Source organism: Rothia sp. HMSC068F09 (assembly GCF_001812775.1).
GTDB classification, from domain to species: Bacteria; Actinomycetota; Actinomycetes; order Actinomycetales; family Micrococcaceae; genus Rothia; species Rothia mucilaginosa_A.
In genome coordinates, this window is the sequence record NZ_KV810419.1 from 210715 (window position 1) to 225401 (window position 14687).

Annotated in this window: 10 protein-coding genes; all 10 read left to right on the top strand. The window is 63.3% G+C overall.

What is annotated here, in order from left to right:
- Positions 1 to 72 precede the first annotated feature (72 nt).
- Positions 73 to 1251, top strand: coding sequence for an adenylate/guanylate cyclase domain-containing protein (locus tag HMPREF2874_RS03090; protein ID WP_210397951.1), 1179 nt, complete (start codon positions 73 to 75; stop codon positions 1249 to 1251).
- On the top strand, positions 1248 to 2141 hold the full coding sequence (locus HMPREF2874_RS03095) for a PP2C family protein-serine/threonine phosphatase (RefSeq protein WP_070483069.1): 894 nt from the start codon (positions 1248 to 1250) through the stop codon (positions 2139 to 2141). The genes HMPREF2874_RS03090 and HMPREF2874_RS03095 overlap by 4 nt, the downstream gene beginning before the upstream one ends.
- A 154-nt stretch (positions 2142 to 2295) precedes the next feature.
- On the top strand, positions 2296 to 4548 hold the full coding sequence (ligA, locus tag HMPREF2874_RS03100; protein WP_070648910.1) for an NAD-dependent DNA ligase LigA: 2253 nt from the start codon (positions 2296 to 2298) through the stop codon (positions 4546 to 4548).
- 724 nt (positions 4549 to 5272) lie between these two features.
- Positions 5273 to 6019 carry a transglycosylase family protein gene (locus tag HMPREF2874_RS03105; protein WP_070648911.1) on the top strand — a complete coding sequence of 249 codons (747 nt, stop codon included), beginning with the start codon at positions 5273 to 5275 and terminating at the stop codon, positions 6017 to 6019.
- A 242-nt stretch (positions 6020 to 6261) separates the two neighbouring features.
- Positions 6262 to 6558 carry an Asp-tRNA(Asn)/Glu-tRNA(Gln) amidotransferase subunit GatC gene (gene gatC / locus HMPREF2874_RS03110; protein ID WP_049332870.1) on the top strand — a complete coding sequence of 99 codons (297 nt, stop codon included), beginning with the start codon at positions 6262 to 6264 and terminating at the stop codon, positions 6556 to 6558.
- Positions 6559 to 6573: 15 nt separating this feature from the next.
- A complete protein-coding gene (gatA, locus tag HMPREF2874_RS03115) occupies positions 6574 to 8178 on the top strand; it encodes an Asp-tRNA(Asn)/Glu-tRNA(Gln) amidotransferase subunit GatA (RefSeq protein ID WP_070483073.1) in 1605 nt (534 codons plus the stop codon).
- A complete protein-coding gene (gatB, locus tag HMPREF2874_RS03120) occupies positions 8178 to 9683 on the top strand; it encodes an Asp-tRNA(Asn)/Glu-tRNA(Gln) amidotransferase subunit GatB (protein WP_049332865.1) in 1506 nt (501 codons plus the stop codon). The genes gatA and gatB overlap by 1 nt, the downstream gene beginning before the upstream one ends.
- A 513-nt stretch (positions 9684 to 10196) precedes the next feature.
- Complete coding sequence (locus tag HMPREF2874_RS03125; protein ID WP_049332864.1) at positions 10197 to 11051, top strand: hypothetical protein; 855 nt, start codon at positions 10197 to 10199, stop codon at positions 11049 to 11051.
- Positions 11052 to 11246: 195 nt separating this feature from the next.
- Entirely contained in the window at positions 11247 to 12437 is a 1191-nt protein-coding gene (locus HMPREF2874_RS03130; RefSeq protein WP_070648912.1) for an efflux RND transporter periplasmic adaptor subunit, read from the top strand.
- 9 nt (positions 12438 to 12446) lie between these two features.
- Positions 12447 to 14495, top strand: coding sequence for an ABC transporter ATP-binding protein/permease (locus HMPREF2874_RS03135; RefSeq protein ID WP_070648913.1), 2049 nt, complete (start codon positions 12447 to 12449; stop codon positions 14493 to 14495).
- The last annotated feature ends 192 nt before the right edge of the window (positions 14496 to 14687 follow it).

Genomic DNA, 14687 nt, shown 5'->3' on the forward strand with positions numbered 1-14687 from the left:
CGGCGGATTGCGCAAGCCCGGGCAGAACAACGAACTATTCATCCGGCAGAGAAGAAAGGACCGGTAACGGTTATGAGCACGGCGAACCACTACCGACCCGAACCCTCTCCGCGGGAATCGGGCGGCACCGCTTCGGTGGGTGCTTCCGGCGGGAGCATGGGCCCCGAAACCCAGATGCTCAACCTCAAGATTCTGCAGAACCTCGCTCAAAACAACATCTACCGGGATGAACGCTCCAAGGAGGGCGTGCGCGCCCTCGAAAAGTCTCTGCTCGGCGAAGGCAGCCGTTACACCCCCTCGCAGGCCGCGGAGCTTGCCGGGATTCCGCTGGAGGCGGCCCGCCGCATTTGGCGCAACATGGGGTTCCCCGATATCGCCCCGAACGTTCCCTACTTCACCGATACTGATGTGCGCATGCTCGCCGATCTGCGGGCCCTGGACGACGAGGGCACGATTCGCATGGAGTACGTGGTGTCCCTGGTGCGCGCCGAGGGCCAGCTGACCGATCGCACGGTCGCCTGGCAGATTGAGGCCCTGGTGCACAACATCATGGTCACCGAGAACGTGGACGACAGTGAGGCCCGCCGCAAGCTGCTTCTGGATTTCCCCCGTTACCTCGAGGCGCTCGAGCACCTGGCTGTCTACGCCTACCGCCGCCAGATGTACGCCGGAATCCTGCGCCTGGGCCTGCGCGAGAACAACGCCACTAGCTCGGGCATCGCCCACCTGCCGCTCGTGCGCGGCGTGGGCTTCGTGGACCTGGTCTCGTACACCTCCCTGGTGCGTAACCTGGACGCGGCGGCCCTCTCGCAGCTCATTAACCACTTCGAGCAGAGCTGCCTGGACGTCATCGCGCCTCTGGGCGGACGCATCATTAAGACTCTCGGCGACGAGGTGTTCTTCCTCACCGAAACCCCGGATGCGATAGCCGAGATTAGCCTGCAGCTCTCCGAAAAGATTGGCGCAGACCCGCAGCTGCCGGATGTGCGCGTCGCCTTTATCTGGGGCGAGGTTCTGGCCAACCGCGGCGACGTGTACGGCTCCAGCGTAAACCTGGCCTCGCGCCTGGTTTCCCTGGCCGAACCGGGAACCGTGCTCACCGATAATGAGACGGCAAACACACTCCGACAGGTGGGAAATCATTACACCCTCACATCCCAGGGAACGCGAAACGTCCGAAGCTTTGGTAACGTAGACCCCGTGGCGGTGACCCGTCGCGCACACTACACTATGGAGATCAACCTCTCATGACTGAACTGAAACTACGTACCGGCGGTGCCACTCACCGTGGCGCACATCGAGAAAACAACGAAGATTCGATGGTCGTCGCCGGTTCCCTCTGCGTGGTCGCGGACGGCATGGGCGGCCACGAAGCTGGCGAGGTCGCCTCACGCCTGTGCGTGCGTCAGCTCGCCTACTCGCCTTTCTTCACGATGCCCGGCGGCCGTAGCGAAAGCGAGCAGGCGGCCTACACCGAACGCATCGCCGCCATTGACGAGAGCGACCCGGTCAAGCGCCGCCGCCGCATCAACGCCGAGCTGAACAAGGAAATCGTGCAGGCACTCGACCGTCTGCACGACATCCTCGGCGAAACCAACGAGGAGATCAAGGAAGCTCTCTCGCGTTCCGGCGGCACCACCGTGACCGGTGCGTGGCTGACCCGCATCGGCCGGCAGAACCTGTGGGTCGTCTTCAACATCGGCGATTCCCGTACCTACCGCCTGATGCGCGAGGACGACGGCATCCACCACTCCAGCATGGAGAAGCTGCCCGGCTCCGAGGGCGCCGCATCGCTGGAGCAGATTACGACGGACCACTCCGAGGTGCAGTACCTGGTCGACGAGGGCCAGATTACGCCCATGGAGGCGCTAACCCACCCGCGCCGCAATGTGATTACCCGCGCGCTGGGCACCGGCAACTACTGGGAACCGGACTTCTGGGTTCTGCCCGCACGCCCCGGCGACCGCCTGATGCTCTGCTCCGACGGCCTCTCCGGTGAGCTTTCGCACGAGTACATGGCCCGCGTGCTCACCTCGATTCGTCACCCGCAGGACGCCGCGGACGTGCTGCAGCACGAGGCGCTGCGCTCGGGCGGCCGCGATAACATCACCGTCATCGTGGCGGATGCCGTCGAGGCCTAAACCCATAGTTCTGATGCACCCCCGCCCTCAGCGGGTACTCGCTCGAGTGCCGGCAGGATGCGGGGGTGAACTCTACCCGCGGGAAACCGGCTGGGAAAGACCCGCCGTGACGGCGGCGGGGGAGGAGCGCGCCCCAACACGTTAAACTGGACGGGTGACTGAGAACAACGCCCCCACCACCGCACCCGCCGAGACTCGAGCAGGGAGTCCCGCAGAAAACTCCGAGAAGATTACGGATGCCCTGCGCGCCGAATACGCGGAGCTGACAGATAAGATTCGCGCCGCCCGCCGCGCCTACTACAACGAGGACGCGCCCTTCCTCTCCGACGCCGAGTACGATGCTCTCTACCGCCGCCTCGAAATCATCGAGGCCGAGCACCCGCTCATCATCGCCAACGACTCGCCCACCCAGGAGGTCGGCGGCGAAGCCATCGAAGCCTTCGCGCCCGTCACCCACCTGGAACGCATGTACTCCCTCGAGGACGTCTTCTCCTTCGAGGAGCTGCGCGCCTGGCTGACCAAGACCGAGGAGAGCGTCCGCAACCTTACCGGCGCCGCCCCGCGCTGGCTCACCGAGCTGAAAATTGACGGCCTGGCCGTGAACCTGCTTTACCGCAACGGCACCCTCGTGCGCGCCGCAACCCGCGGTGACGGCACCACCGGCGAGGACGTCACCCACAACGTGCGCACCATTGCGAGTATCCCGCAGCAGCTGAGCGGCGAGGGCCACCCCGAAGAAATCGAGATTCGCGGCGAGGTGTTCATCTCCTCCGCCGACTTCGAGAAGCTCAACGAGTCCATGATTGCCGCCGGCAAGAACCCCTTCGCGAACCCGCGTAACGCCGCGGCAGGTTCGCTGCGCCAGAAGGACCCGGCGGTGACCGCCTCCCGACCGCTAAGCATGTACGTGCACGGCATCGGCTCGCGTACCGGCCTGGAGATTGCCACCCAGTTTGAGACCTACGACCTGCTCGCCTCCTGGGGCCTGCCCGTGAGCCCCTATAGCGAGCTGACCGATTCGGTCGAGGGCATCTTCGACTTCATCAACCGCTACGGCGAGCAGCGCCACTCCCTCGTGCACGAGATTGACGGCATCGTCATCAAGGTCAACGACTTCGCGACCCAGGCGCAGCTGGGCTACACCTCTCGCGTGCCGCGCTGGGCCGTGGCGTACAAGTACCCGCCCGAAGAGGTGAACACCAAGCTGCTGGACATCCGCGTGGACGTGGGGCGCACCGGCCGCGTGACCCCCTACGGCGTCATGGAGCCCGTGTTTGTCTCGGGCTCGACCGTGGAGCGAGCCACCCTGCACAACCAGGATGTGGTCAAGGCTAAGGGCGTGCTCATCGGCGACACCGTGGTGCTGCGCAAGGCAGGCGACGTGATCCCCGAAATCGTCGCCCCCGTGGTCGCCCTGCGTGACGGCACCGAACGCGAGTTCGTCATGCCCAGCGAGTGCCCCTCCTGCGGTTCGCCGCTGGCCCCCGGCAAGGAGGGCGACGTGGACCTGCGCTGCACGAACCCCCGCTCCTGCCCGGCACAGCTGACCGAGCGCGTGTACTACGCGGCAAGCCGCGGCGCCTTCGACATTGAGGCACTCGGCTTCGAGGCCGCCAAGGCGCTCACCAGCCCCGCAACCCCGGACACCCCTCCGCTGACCACCGAGGCGCATCTCTTCGACCTGACCCCCGAGGACCTGCGCGAGGTGACCATCGAGCGTGAGAAGAAGGTCAAGGGCGTGGGCACCGGGAAGATGGAGCGCGTGCCCTACTTCTACACCAAGCCGACCAAGGCGCGCCCCGAGCCGAAGCCCACGAAGAATACGCTGAACCTCTTCGCCGAGCTGGAGAAGGCTAAGCAGCAGCCGCTGTGGCGCGTGCTGGTTGCCCTCTCTATTCGCCACGTGGGTCCGACCGCCGCCCGTGCGCTTGCGACCGAGTTCGGTTCGATGCAGGCTATCCGCGAGGCGGATCGCGAGCGTCTGGCCTCGGTGGACGGCGTGGGCCCCACCATCGCGGACTCGATTATCGAGTGGTTTGCCGAGGATTGGCACGCCGAAATCGTGGATTCCTGGGCCGCCGCCGGCGTGCGCATGGAGGATAACCGCGACGAATCGGTGGAGCGCACCTTGGAGGGTCTGACCGTGGTCGTGACCGGCACCCTGAACGGCTACACCCGCGACGGGGCAAAGGAAGCGATTATTTCTCGAGGCGGCAAGGCCTCCGGCTCGGTCTCGAAGAAGACCCACTTTGTGGTGGCTGGCGCGAACGCCGGCTCGAAGCTGGATAAGGCCGAGGCTCTGGGGGTGCGGGTGCTGGATGAGGAGGGCTTCACCACCCTGCTCGAGGGCGGCCCGGAGGCGCTTGAGACCGGCTCCGGCAGCACCCCCGGGGAGTCGGAGGCGTAAGCCGTCGAGGTATTCCCCCTGTCTCCGCGGGGCGCGGTACTGCGTGCCGCGGGGTATTGAGGTATATATGTACGCCATTCGGGCCCCGAAGAGTGTTCTTCGGGGCCCGAATACCAAAATTTGGCATTTGTAATTACCACAGTTTCTGGGGGTTGGAGAGCTTAAAACACTCCGAGAGCGTAGAAATATTTAAAATTTTTTTACACGCTGTTCGAATCCCCTATTGGGGTGGTACGGGTATCCATTTAAGGAGGCGGGGGCGGGGGAGCGCATCCGGCTAAACCCCCTAGAAAACCCTGGAATACCGGGGGAAACAGGGTGAAAACCCAGGGGCTCAACCGGGGGATTAATGTTTCCTGCACTCTTTACCTTAAAGAACCCTGGGAGAAGTCGGGACGTTCGCTGTGAACCTAAAACGGGGTTGGAAACCGCCACAACCTCGGCTATCTTGGAGACCAGAAAGATTCTCGTCAGGGAATCGCTTATGTGGTTTCAAGCTTGGAATGCTTGAAACGATGCCCGGTTCTACCGCACGTCCCCACCGAGGAAGTGCCACCGGATTCCGCGCACTAGCGCAGAATCGCTCACGGTGACGTGAAATCGATGGAGAGCCGCTCACATGGTAGAGCCAGAAAATGAGTAACCTACTTCGTTATCAAAGGGTGAGCGGCGCCGCGCCAGAGTTCCGGGGACGGAACGAGCGGGGACGGCCCCAAGGAGCATTATGAAGAACACTTCCATTCGTCGTACCGCAGCAGCTCTCGCCATCGGTGGCGTTGCAGCAGCTACCATGTCGATGCCCGCTGCAAACGCAGTAGACGGTGCTACCTGGGACGCACTGGCACAGTGCGAGTCCGGTGGTAACTGGTCCATCAACACCGGTAACGGCTTCTACGGCGGTCTGCAGTTCACCCAGCAGTCCTGGAACGGCGTCGGCATGTCCGGCTCCCCCGCGAACGCTACCCGTGCACAGCAGATCGAGGCAGGCGAGCGTCTGCTCGCTATCCAGGGCTGGGGCGCATGGCCCGCATGCTCCGCTAAGCTTGGCCTCTACGGCAAGACCGGCGCAGCTCCCACCTACACCGAGCCCACCACCACCGTGGCTGCACAGTCGCAGACCCAGCAGACCTACACCGCTCCCGCGGCACAGGCTGCACCCGCAGCTCCTGCAGCTCAGGCTGCACCCGCAGCAGTTGAGGCTCCCGCAGCAGCACCGGCAGCTCAGGCAGCTCCCGCAGCAGTTGAGGCACCCGCAGCAGCACCGGCAGTTGAGGCTCCCGCAGCCGCACCCGTTGCAGCTCCCAAGGCTGCAGCAGGCACCTACACCGTGGTTCCCGGTGACTCCCTCTCGCTGATCGCTTCGAAGCTCGGCGTTGCAGGTGGCTACCAGGCAATCGCCGCTGCGAACACCGACATCATCTACAACGTTGACCTGATCTTCCCCGGCCAGGTCCTGAACATCCCCGCATAAGGTTCACCCCTGAAGCGGTCGTTCTGACGCTGTACCACAACGCCCCGCCCTTCACCGAAGGAGCGGGGCGTTGTGCGTTAACCTCCGGTAGCGGAGCCGAACGTACCCGGTGAAGGTCGCCGCCGCACGCCCCCTCGGGCGATACCCCGACCGATAGGTAGGCAGAACGCCTCCCGAAGAGACGAGAAACCCAACCTCCACTACACTAGAGAAGAAACAAAAAACAAAACTACGGGAGAACCATGTCTGCCATCACCTTTGAACAGGTCAAGCACCTGGCATCGCTGGCACTCATTGAGATGACCGATGAAGAACTCACCGCGATGGCGTCTGAACTCGACATCATCGTCGCATCCGTTGAGACCATGTCGCAGAAAGCAACTGCCGACATCCCCGCGACCAGCCACCCGATCCCCCTCGAGAACGTCTTCCGCGAAGACGTACCCGTCCCGACCCTCACCCAGGAAGAGGCGCTCTCCGGCGCCCCCGACGCACAGGACGGCAAGTTCCGCGTGCCGGCAATCCTCGACGAAGACTAAGAGGAGACACACCAAGTGAACGAACTGATTCAGCTCACCGCCGCCGAAGCCGCCGCCAAGCTGGCCGCCGGCGAGATTACCTCCGTCGAACTCACCCAGGCGCACCTGGACCGCATCGCCGCCACCGATGGCGCACCCCTGAGCGATAACCGCGCAGACGGCAAGAGCGGCCTCAACGCCTTCCTGCACGTCAACGCCGAAGAAGCACTCGCCACCGCGGCAGCAGTGGATGCAGACCGCGCAGCGGGCAAGGAACTGCCCCCGCTGGCCGGTGTGCCCATCGCCGTTAAGGACCTCATCGTCACCAAGGGTCAGCCCACCACCGCGGCATCCCGCATGCTTGAAGGCTGGATGAGCCCCTACGACGGCACCGTCACCCGCAAGGTTCGCGAGGCACGCATGCCGATCCTCGGCAAGACCAACCTCGACGAATTCGCCATGGGCTCCTCCAACGAGCACTCCGCGTTCGGCGTGGTCCGCAACCCCTGGGCACTCGACCGCGCCCCCGGCGGCTCCGGCGGCGGCTCCGCAGCGGCCGTCACCGCGTTCCAGGCGCCCCTGGCCCTGGGTACCGACACCGGTGGCTCCATCCGCCAGCCCGCAGCGCTGACCGGTAGCGTCGGCGTCAAGCCCACCTACGGCTCCGTCTCCCGTTACGGCGTCATTGCCATGGCTTCCTCCCTCGACCAGGTCGGTCCCGTCGCACGCACCGTGCTCGACACCGCCATGCTGCACGAGGCCATCGCAGGTCACGACCCGCTCGACTCCACCTCTCTGCCCGATACGCCCGGCAACTTCGCCGAAGAGGCCAAGGCAGGCGCAGAAGCAGCCCGCAAGGGTGACCTCTCCGGCCTGCGCGTCGGCGTCATCAAGGAGCTCGGCGGCGGCGACGGCGAAGGCTTCGAGGCCGGCGTGCTCGCGCGCTTCCGCGAATCCGTCGAGGCTCTGCGCGCCGCGGGCGCCGAGATCGTTGAGGTCTCCCTGCCCTCCGTCACCGAGGCCATCAGCGCCTACTACATGATCATGTCCTCCGAGGTGTCCTCCAACCTGGCACGCTACGACGGCGTGCGCTACGGCCTGCGCGTCGTACCCGAGGACGGCCCCGTCACCATCGAGCGAGTCATGGCCGCTACCCGCGCCGCCGGCTTCGGCCACGAGGTGAAGCGCCGTATCATCCTCGGCACCTACGCGCTGTCCGCAGGTAACTACGACGCCTACTACGGCGCCGCACTGCGCGTGCGCACCCTCATCCAGCGCGACTACGCCGCCGCCTTCGAAAAGTGCGACGTGCTGATCTCCCCGACCGCACCCTCCACCGCGTTCAAGCTCGGCGAGAAGACCGAAGGCGACCCCATGGCCATGTACCTGGGCGACGTCGCCACCGTGCCCGTCAACCTGGCTGGCGTCCCGGCGCTCTCCCTGCCCGGCGGCCTCTCCGAGGAGAACAACCTGCCCGTCGGCATCCAGTTCACCGCACCCGCCCGCGAGGATGCACGCCTCTACCGCGTCGGTGCAGCCCTGGAAGAACTGCTGACCGCAAAGTGGGGCGCACCGCTCTACAAGAGCCTGCCCGACACCGAAACCCTGATCCGCGACTTTGACTTTGGGGGAACCAAGTAATGAGTGAAGAAGTCCTCAGCTTCGAAGAAGCCATCGAAAAGTACGACCCCGTCCTCGGCTTCGAGGTGCACGTCGAGCTGAACACCAACACCAAGATGTTCGACTCCGCACCCAACGAATTCGGCGATACGCCCAACACCAACATCACCCCCGTCTCGCTCGGCCTGCCCGGCGCGCTGCCCGTGGTGAACAAGACCGCCGTCGAGTCCGCCATCAAGCTCGGCCTGGCGCTGGGCTGCGATATCGCGGATAAGTCCTACTTCGCCCGTAAGAACTACTTCTACCCGGACTCGCCGAAGAACTTCCAGACCTCCCAGGCCGACGGCCCCATCGCCGAAAACGGCTCCCTGGACGTCGAGCTCGACGACGGCACCATCTTCACCGTCGAGATTGAGCGCGCCCACATGGAGGAGGACGCCGGTAAGCTCACCCACGTCGGTGGTGCCGACGGCCGCATCCAGGGTGCAACCTTCTCCCTGGTCGACTACAACCGTGCCGGCGTGCCGCTCATCGAAATCGTGACCCGACCCATCGTCGGTGCCGGCGAGCGAGCACCCGAGCTGGCCCGCGCCTACGTTGCCGCCATCCGCGACATCGTGCGCTCTCTCGGCATCTCCGACGCCCGCATGGAACGCGGTAACGTCCGCTGCGACGCCAACGTCTCCCTCATGCCCAAGGGCGCAGAGAAGTTCGGCACCCGCTCCGAGACCAAGAACGTGAACTCCCTGCGCTCGGTCGAACGCGCCGTCCGCTACGAGATTCGCCGCCACGCCGCAATCCTTGAACGCGGCGAGAAGGTCACCCAGGAGACCCGCCACTGGCACGAAGACACCCGCGAAACCTCCTCGGGTCGCCCCAAGTCCGATGCTGACGACTACCGTTACTTCCCGGAGCCGGACCTCGTACCGGTCGTCACCAACAGCGAGTGGATTGAGCGTCTGCGCGCCGAGCTGCCCGAACCGCCGGCAGAGCGCCGCCGCCGCCTCAAGAACGAATGGGGCTACTCCGACGAAGAGTTCCGCGATGTGGTGAACGCAGGCGCACTCGACGTCATCGAAGAGACCGTCGCCGCGGGTGCAACCGCTGCAGCAGCCCGCAAGTGGTGGATGGGCGAAATCGCCCGCCGCGCAAAGCAGGCTGAGGTTGAGCTCACCGCCCTCGGCGTGGAGCCCGCAACCGTGGTCGCCCTCGAAGCGCTCATTGGCGAAGGCAAGATTAATGACAAGATCGCCCGCCAGGTGCTCGAGTTCGTCCTCGCCGGTGAAGGCACCCCCGCCGAAATCGTTGAAGCCCGCGGCCTGGCAGTGGTCTCCGACGACGGCGCACTCACCGCAGCCGTTCAGGAAGCACTGGCAGCAATGCCCGACGTTGCCGACAAGATCCGTGCCGGCAAGATTCAGGCTGCTGGCGCTATCGTCGGTCAGGTCATGAAGGCTACCCGCGGTCAGGCTGACGCCGCCCGCGTGCGTGAGCTGATCCTGGCTGAGTGCGGCGTGGAAGGCTAAGCTTTTCCGCTGACCCGGTTCTAACGAAAGAGGCGTCGTCTCCCGAGGTGGGAAGCGGCGCCTCTTTCATGCTTTACCCCATGCCAGGTTCCGTATGGTTCTGTACGGTCGCTTCCGCTTGGAAAGGCGGTTATCGTCCTCGTTCCTACAGGGCGGGTGGGTACGCTATACCCTTCCTCCGCTCCTGCAGGGGCACCCGCCGCACCCGGACGCTCCGCTTCTCCTTGCTTCGCGGCGGAGAGCGCCCGGGTGGGCACCCTGATGTCGCTTCCGGAGGGTATAGCTACCCCGCTCCGGTGAACGCCGCCCCTCCAGTCGTATCCCGATGGAGAAACATGCGGAGTGCCTCCCAAACACTGCATGGGGTCCGAAGGCGGACCCCGTCTCCTATTGCCTCCCCCCCGGCGCATAGTAGGCTAGTGTTCAAATCATCTTCTCTCAAGGGCAAACAACGAAGAGCCCCTGAACGAGCGGACAAAGATGCAGCTATATTTCACGAGGAAGTGCCCACCTATGCGTCGACAGAACACCCTACGAACCCTAGCCGGGGCTCTACTCCCGCTAACCCTGCTGCTTAGCTCCTGCGCATCCGGGCAGCCCAGTGCCGACTCCTCGGCGTCCGCTAACGCTGAGAAGGCGTATAGCGCCTCCAAGAGCCCCGATAGTCAAGCTATCGAAAAAGTAGAGAACCTCGCCTCACTTTCTGACAACGTTGTTCGTGCCTACCAGCGTTCCCTGAGCCAGTGCATGACTGAACGAGGTTTCCCGAACTACAAGGTTCCTGCCGGAGAAACTGAAATCCCGCTGCTTCTGCAGGCTGATCTTGAACCTCTCACCGTTGCGGACGCCCGCGCTCGCGGATACGAAGAGCGCTACTCTTTGGCTACTACAGCACTGGAAGAGCAGAGCCGTACTATGAGCGAAGCCGAAATGCAGGCTCTAAACGGCACCGAAGGAAAGGGTGGTTGCCAACAAGAAGCCACCCGCGCAGTCTTCGGTTCAGAAGAATCCCGTGCGACCATAAAAAAGGTCTACGTCACTGCGGTTCACTACCTCAACAACGACGCAATCTTCAAAGACCTTGGGCCCGCCACCGAGAAGTGGGCACAGTGTATGAAGGAACGCTTCGGGGGAGACTACACCACGCCGGTTATGGCTCGCGAACAGTACCGCCAGAACAACCAAGACACCCACGAACTGGCAATCAACGATGCGACCTGCCGCGAAGCAACCGGGCTAGATGCAGAACAGCGAAAGATGGCTATCGCTTACCTGAGTTCCTTCCTCGAAAAGGAGCAGGGTCTCATCGAGCAGGTGACCACCGCCAAGAAAACTGCTGAAGAGAACGCCCGAAAGATTCTGAGCTAACTCTCCGGGCTAATCAGACCGGACTATCCAGAACAGGCATACAGAGTAGCCACGGAGGCTGCACCTCGTCACAGCGTATTGTGCCCGGCACGTATCCCCGTGCCGGGCACAAACTAACCCCACACGGCACCGCCGCCTAAGCCCAAACGGCACAGACAATAGCGTTCCCGTACGCGCACCCAAAGAAGGGACCCCATGAGCGCCACCCCCACCCGCCAGAAGAAAACCCTCTGGCTTTACGGCATTATCGCCCTGCTCCTCATCATCACCGTCGGTACGCTCATCAGCGCCCAAAACATCAAAACCACCGCCCAAAAAGACGCGGAAGCGGCACCCCCGGACCCCTCCACCATCACCGCCACGGTCGCCCGCGAAAAACTGCGCACCACCGTACCCCTGACCTGCACCGCGAACTACGCCACCTCAACCCCGCTACGCTACAGCGGCGAAGGACAATACACCGCAATCACCATCAAACACGGTGACACCGTCGGCAACGGAACCCTCATCGCAGAAGTCAACGGTGAACCTCTCATCACCCTCACCGGCGGCTTCGCGCTCTACCGCGATCTCAAACTCGACGATAGCGGCCCCGATGCTGCACTCCTCAACGAGGCACTGACTGCCATGGGGCGTCAGGGTCCGCAGCCCGCGCGCATTACCGAAGACACCTACGAGGCTCTCAACAACCTCCTTGACAGCCTCGGCTACGCGCACGTCAAGACTGACCAGCCTATTCCCTCCCGTTACTTCCTTATCATCAACCGTGCCGGAGTTGTCACCGGCAACCCCCGCGCAACCGGCGCTATCGCAGATGGTCCCGTAGCCACCATCGCAGAAGGTAGCAAGACCCTCAGCTGCACCGGAACCACCGGTAGGCTCACCCCCGAAGCCCGTAGCGGTCAGAAGGTAACCGTGCCCTCCCTCGGTGATACTGAGTACGTCGCAACCCTCGGATACAAGAACACCACCGAAGCCGCCGGTGCCGCAGGCAACAGCCAGGCCGGTCGCCAGGCCAATGGTGCAGAAGGTGCGGCTGGCTCCAACCTCAACGGTGCAGCCGGTGCGGCAGGAAGCACCGAAGGGGAACGCATCCTCACCCTCGACGTAGGGGATAAGGCGGACAGCCTCCGAGGCGCCGTCAACGCGGAACTCACCCTCGAAGAAACCCCCGAAGCGCACCTGGTTGTACCCTCATCGGCGCTCTACACCCGTGACGGACAGACCCGAGTCATCGTGCTCGGCCCCGAAAGCTCCAACGGATCGAAGACCCGCGAAGAACGCGAGGTAACCGTTACCGTCATCAGCAACGCCAACGGCAAGAACGCCGTCACCGGTGACCTGCACGAAGGCGACAGCGTCAAAATCATGCGCGAGAAAAAGTAGGGAGTAGCCATGACTGACTCCCGCGCCGCTCACGCGCACCCACCAGCCTATAGCGTCAATATTCAGGGAGTGTCCCAGCACTTTATGCAGGGTGACACTCGAATTGACGTGCTCAAAAATATTGACCTGAAAGTCCGCTACGGAGAAGTCGTCGCAATCCTGGGACCGTCCGGCAGCGGCAAATCAACCCTGCTGAACATCCTCGGTCTGCTCAGCACGCCCGCCTCCGGCAGCTACCTGCTGGACGGTACAGACACCGCAACCTTCAACGCGGCACAGCGAGCTGAAGCGCGCCTGGACAGCATCGGTTTCGTCTTCCAAGCGTTCCACCTCATCGAGCATAAGAACGTGTACCGCAACGTTGAGCTACCGCTCATCTACCGTGGCGTGCCCAAAGCGGAACGAGCACAACGGGTTGCGGATACTCTCGCCCTGCTGGGGCTGAGCCACCGAACGGATGCACCCATCACCACTCTCTCCGGCGGCGAAAAGCAACGTGTGGCTATTGCTCGTGCGCTCATTGGGGAACCGGCGTTGCTGCTCTGCGATGAGCCGACCGGCTCGCTGGATGAAGAGCTCACCCGCGAAGTCATTGACCTGCTCCGCGAATGTACGGGCGATCAGCAAAGCACGATTGTGATTACTCACGACCCGCTCGTGGCGGAGCACTGCGACCGGGTGCTACGTATGCACGAGGGGCAGCTCATCGAGCAGGATGCACCGCGGCAGGAAGAAACGACCGCCCGCGCGTCTCTGAACCTGCCTAGCTTTGCTGAGGAACAAGCCTCTAAGCCGCAGGGCAGTGGTCGTGCACCCTGGGCGCTCGCCTCCCTCAAAGAAGCCTGGGACGCTACCGTGCACCGGGTGAGGCGCAATATCTTCACCATGCTTGGTGTGGTTCTGGGTATCGCTTCGCTCGTGCTGACCGTTGGTCTGACCGCCACCATTTCTGGGCAGCTGGCTGACAGCTTCGACATTTTTAGGGCTAAGCACCTGACGATTAGCTCTACCCGCCCCGAATCCATGAGCCGGGCTGAACTCTTGAGCCTGGCGGCAAGCGAAAATTATCGGCGCGTTAGCCAGCTGAACGGAGTGACCGGTACCGCGCTGGTGGATCAGCTGTATGAATCCACAGATATTCAGCGCGGTCCCGACAACTTTGGCGAGCGCGGCGCGAACGTGACGGCTGCCGTCCTTGCGGCAACGCCCAGTATCTTTAGCGTGCAGGGTCACGAACTGGTGTGGGGCCGCACTTTCGACGAGGGGCACGTGGAGCGGAACGATAAGGTCGTGGTGCTCAGCGAAAGCGTGATGCGCCAGCTCGCGCTGCCCTATAGCCCCGGAGTTACGGTCTATATTCATGATGAGCCGTACACCGTCATCGGTGTGGTGCGGGAGAATCCCTCGCTGACTCTGTCGTACGGTTCGGTCTACCTGCCTCTGGGTGCGAAGCCTGGTGCCGATGTTGAAGAAGCGCAGCCCGCTGCCGGTGGTGGTGCCGTTGCGGCGCAGACCGGTAAGCGTTCCACTCAGATTGTGGTGAGTACTGTTGCAGGTGCCGCAAACCAGATTGCGGAGGAAGCACCGTACGCGCTCTCGCCGGAACGTCCCGCCCTGTATAGCGTGAGTGTGCCGCCGGAGCCGAAGACTCTTCGTGAGGCTGTCGACCAGCAGCAACGCACCATGCTTCTAGCCATGAGCGTTATTACCCTCGTAATTGGTGCGATGGGCATTATGAATACGTTCTTGGTTGCGGTGATGGAGCGTCGCCGTGAGGTTGGTTTGCGTCTGGCTATTGGTATGCGCCCTTCGGGTATTTTGCTGCAGTTCTCGGCGGAGGCGTTGCTGACCGGCATCCTGGGTGCTGTGGCTGGTATTGTGTTGGCGGTTAACGGCATTTCGATTGTGTCTTTGCTGAACCGTTGGACGCCGATTATTAGTGCCGACACTATTCTGCTGGGCCTGGGTGCTGGTGCGCTGGTTGGTGTGTTGGCTGGTCTGTACCCGGCGGCGAAGGCTTCGCGTATTGATCCGGCACAGACCCTGGCGGCAGGCTAGTCGTTGAGGAAGGCGTGGAGGGGCGGTGTCGTCCGTAGTGACATCAGGGCGTTCTCCGTAGCCTATGCGGACCAGGCGGTGAGGCTACACCTTCCGGAAGCGCCCTCAGGGTGTCACACGGGTGCTCTCCGCAGCGAAGCGAGGAGAGTGCGGAGCACCCGTGTGACGGGTGCCCCTGCGTAGGCGCGGAGG

Coding starts and splice junctions, on each gene's coding strand:
- HMPREF2874_RS03135 (WP_070648913.1), top strand. CDS start 12,447: ATGACTGACTCCCGCGCCGCTCACGCGCACCCACCAGCCTATAGCGTC.
- HMPREF2874_RS03130 (WP_070648912.1), top strand. CDS start 11,247: ATGAGCGCCACCCCCACCCGCCAGAAGAAAACCCTCTGGCTTTACGGC.
- HMPREF2874_RS03090 (WP_210397951.1), top strand. CDS start 73: ATGAGCACGGCGAACCACTACCGACCCGAACCCTCTCCGCGGGAATCG.
- gatB (WP_049332865.1), top strand. CDS start 8,178: ATGAGTGAAGAAGTCCTCAGCTTCGAAGAAGCCATCGAAAAGTACGAC.
- HMPREF2874_RS03125 (WP_049332864.1), top strand. CDS start 10,197: ATGCGTCGACAGAACACCCTACGAACCCTAGCCGGGGCTCTACTCCCG.
- HMPREF2874_RS03105 (WP_070648911.1), top strand. CDS start 5,273: ATGAAGAACACTTCCATTCGTCGTACCGCAGCAGCTCTCGCCATCGGT.
- gatC (WP_049332870.1), top strand. CDS start 6,262: ATGTCTGCCATCACCTTTGAACAGGTCAAGCACCTGGCATCGCTGGCA.
- HMPREF2874_RS03095 (WP_070483069.1), top strand. CDS start 1,248: ATGACTGAACTGAAACTACGTACCGGCGGTGCCACTCACCGTGGCGCA.